The 2,520-nt window shown below is 60.5% G+C and carries 2 protein-coding genes and 1 pseudogene; 2 read left to right on the forward strand and 1 reads right to left on the reverse strand.

Annotation, left to right across the window (positions count from 1 at the left end; all coding sequences use genetic code 11):
• Positions 1-854 (reverse strand): AEC family transporter (locus tag ABI213_RS05960; RefSeq protein ID WP_348026407.1); only part of this gene is annotated, 854 nt, incomplete at its 3' end.
• A gap of 33 nt (positions 855-887) precedes the next feature.
• On the opposite strand from ABI213_RS05960, the gene xerD reads away from it, so the two are divergent.
• The gene (xerD, locus tag ABI213_RS05965; protein WP_348006916.1) at positions 888-1,793 is read left to right on the forward strand and encodes a site-specific tyrosine recombinase XerD; all 906 of its coding nucleotides are present in this window, start codon (positions 888-890) and stop codon (positions 1,791-1,793) included.
• A gap of 162 nt (positions 1,794-1,955) precedes the next feature.
• Positions 1,956-2,520, forward strand: a pseudogene (locus ABI213_RS05970) (hypothetical protein); the annotation flags it as partial.

Below are 2,520 nucleotides of genomic sequence, written 5' to 3' on the forward strand. Positions count from 1 at the left end.
GACAGGCTGACCAGGCTGGCGGTCAGCGCGCCGTTGTAGCCCATCTTGGCCGCCAGCACATAGGCGCTAGATGCCGTGGGCAGGGCCGAAAACGCCAGCAGCACCGTGGTCTGCACGGGGCTCAGGCCGAGCAGCCAGGCCAGGCCCAGCGCCACCACCGGCAGCACAAAATGCCGAATGCCCAACACCGATAGCGCCAGCACCTTGGCCCGGGCCAGCGGGCCAAACCGCATGTCCGCGCCCGCCGCCAGCAGCCCCAGCGTGATGGAGGATGCACCAATGCGGCTGGTGGTGGGCGTCAGCCAGGGGGGAATCGCCACGCCCAACAGGTTCGCCGTCAAGCCGGCGGTGATGGCCCAGATCAGCGGGTTGCGCACCAGCGCCGCGCCAAAGCCGCCTTTTGCATGCCGCACCATGGGCCACACCGCCGCTACGTTCATCAGCGGTACGCAGACCCCAATCAGCACCGCAATCAGCTGCGGCCCCTGCGGTCCGGCCAGGCGCTCTGCCAGCGCCAGGGCAATGAAGGAGTTGAAGCGGAAGGCGATTTGCGCGTTGGCCGCGTGTTCGCGTGCGTCAATGTGGGTACGCAACCACGGTAAATAGGGCAGGGCGTAGGCCAGACCGATGGCGCACAGGCTCAAGCCCAGACCGGCAAAAATCAGGCTGGAGGCGGCCATCAGGTCCAGCGGGCTTTTCACAATTGACTGGAACAGCAGCACCGGCAGCAAAAAATAGTAGGTCAGGCTTTCCACCTGCTCCCATACCGTGCGGTTCAGCCCGGTATAACGGCACACCAGGTAGCCGCACAAAATCAGCGAAAAATCTGGAAACAAGAGCTGCACATAGTTCATGCGCTTGAGAATACCAGCCAGCCCAACCCCTCTATACCCACTGTGACAACCGACCGTATCGACAGCTTCATCGACGCCCTGTGGCTAGAACAAGGCCTGTCCAAAAACACCCTGGCAGCCTACCGGCGCGACCTGACCCTGTTCAATGCCTGGCTGGCAGATGTGCCGCGAACCCTGGACGACGCGCGAGAGCACGACATCCAGGCCTACTTTGCCGCCCGCCACGCCCAGACCAAGGCCACGTCGGCGAACCGGCGTTTGACCGTGTTCAAGCGCTACTACCGCTGGGCGCTGCGCGAACGCATGGTGCACACCGACCCCACGCTCAAACTGCAACCCGCGCGCCAGCAGCCGCGCGCCATCAAGACCCTGACCGAAGCCCAGGTCGAAGCCCTGCTGACCGCCCCCGACGTGGATACCCCCCTGGGCCTGCGCGACCGCGCCATGCTGGAGTTGATGTATGCCAGCGGCCTGCGGGTCAGCGAACTGGTGCTGCTCAAAACCTTCCAGCTCAGTCTGAACGACGGCGTGCTGCGCGTCATGGGCAAGGGCAGCAAGGAGCGGCTGGTGCCGTTTGGCGAGGTCGCCCGCATCTGGCTGGAACGCTACATGGCCGAGTCCCGCCCGGACATCCTCGACGGCAAGCAGACCGACGACCTGTTCATCACCTCGCGCGGCGAAAAAGCCGGGCGCGCCATGTCGCGGGTGATGTTCTGGATGCTGGTGCGCAAATACGCGCTGGCCGCTGATATCCATGTGGCCCTGTCGCCGCACACCTTGCGGCATGCGTTTGCCACGCATTTGTTGAACCACGGTGCCGATTTGCGGGCGGTGCAGATGCTGCTGGGGCATGCGGATATTTCGACCACCACCATCTACACCCATGTGGCGCGCCAGCGGTTGCATGATTTGCACGCGGCACACCATCCGCGGGGGTGAAGGCGGTTTGTATGTGTGCTGGTTGGGGTTAGCTTGTTTTTAGGGCGGGTTGACCTCGTCTGGTCGGAGCTTGGGCTGGTCAAGCTTAGCTAATCCCATCCCCTTGGCCGGGAGCTTAATTCCGGCTATCGGTGATACTTTAGTTTTAGGCGGGAGACTGATATGGCTGTCAACTTGGCGGAAACGTGCTTGCTAGTGTCAGGTCTAAAGTCGAGTGACTGTGCCTCCTGGGTGCAGGCTTGGGGCTCGATTGGTGCAATTTGCGCCGCCTGGTGGATAGCCAGTCGCCAGTACAAGCTAGGGCAGCGTGACGCTCACCAGAAAGAAATCGGGATTCGTCGTCAACTAGTCGCTTCGATTTCAAACATACTGGAGTTTTCTCTTGTAATTTTCGAGCGTGTAATGGCCTTGCAGCATGCAGACATATGTGAGTTCCTGAATTACAAAGTCGACTCGCAGCAACATTCTCTTCGCCGCGACGCCTTCGCTGTAGATTCCTACCTCGCTGCGTTGCAAAAGATCGATAGCGGAGAGCTGTATGACTCTGTGATGTCGGAGCAGCTTATGTTGGCAACATTTGCCTTAGACGTGCTCCGCCAACATCTCGACAATATGAGGTCGATCGATCACCCTCACAATATGGAGCCAGCATATGTGTTTGGGCCGATTTCCGGAGCATTTGCCGCAATTAGTAAAGCAAGGAAAACGTATGTTGATTCCATATTCG

Source organism: Rhodoferax sp., assembly GCF_039922535.1.
Taxonomy (GTDB): domain Bacteria; phylum Pseudomonadota; class Gammaproteobacteria; order Burkholderiales; family Burkholderiaceae_C; genus Rhodoferax_B.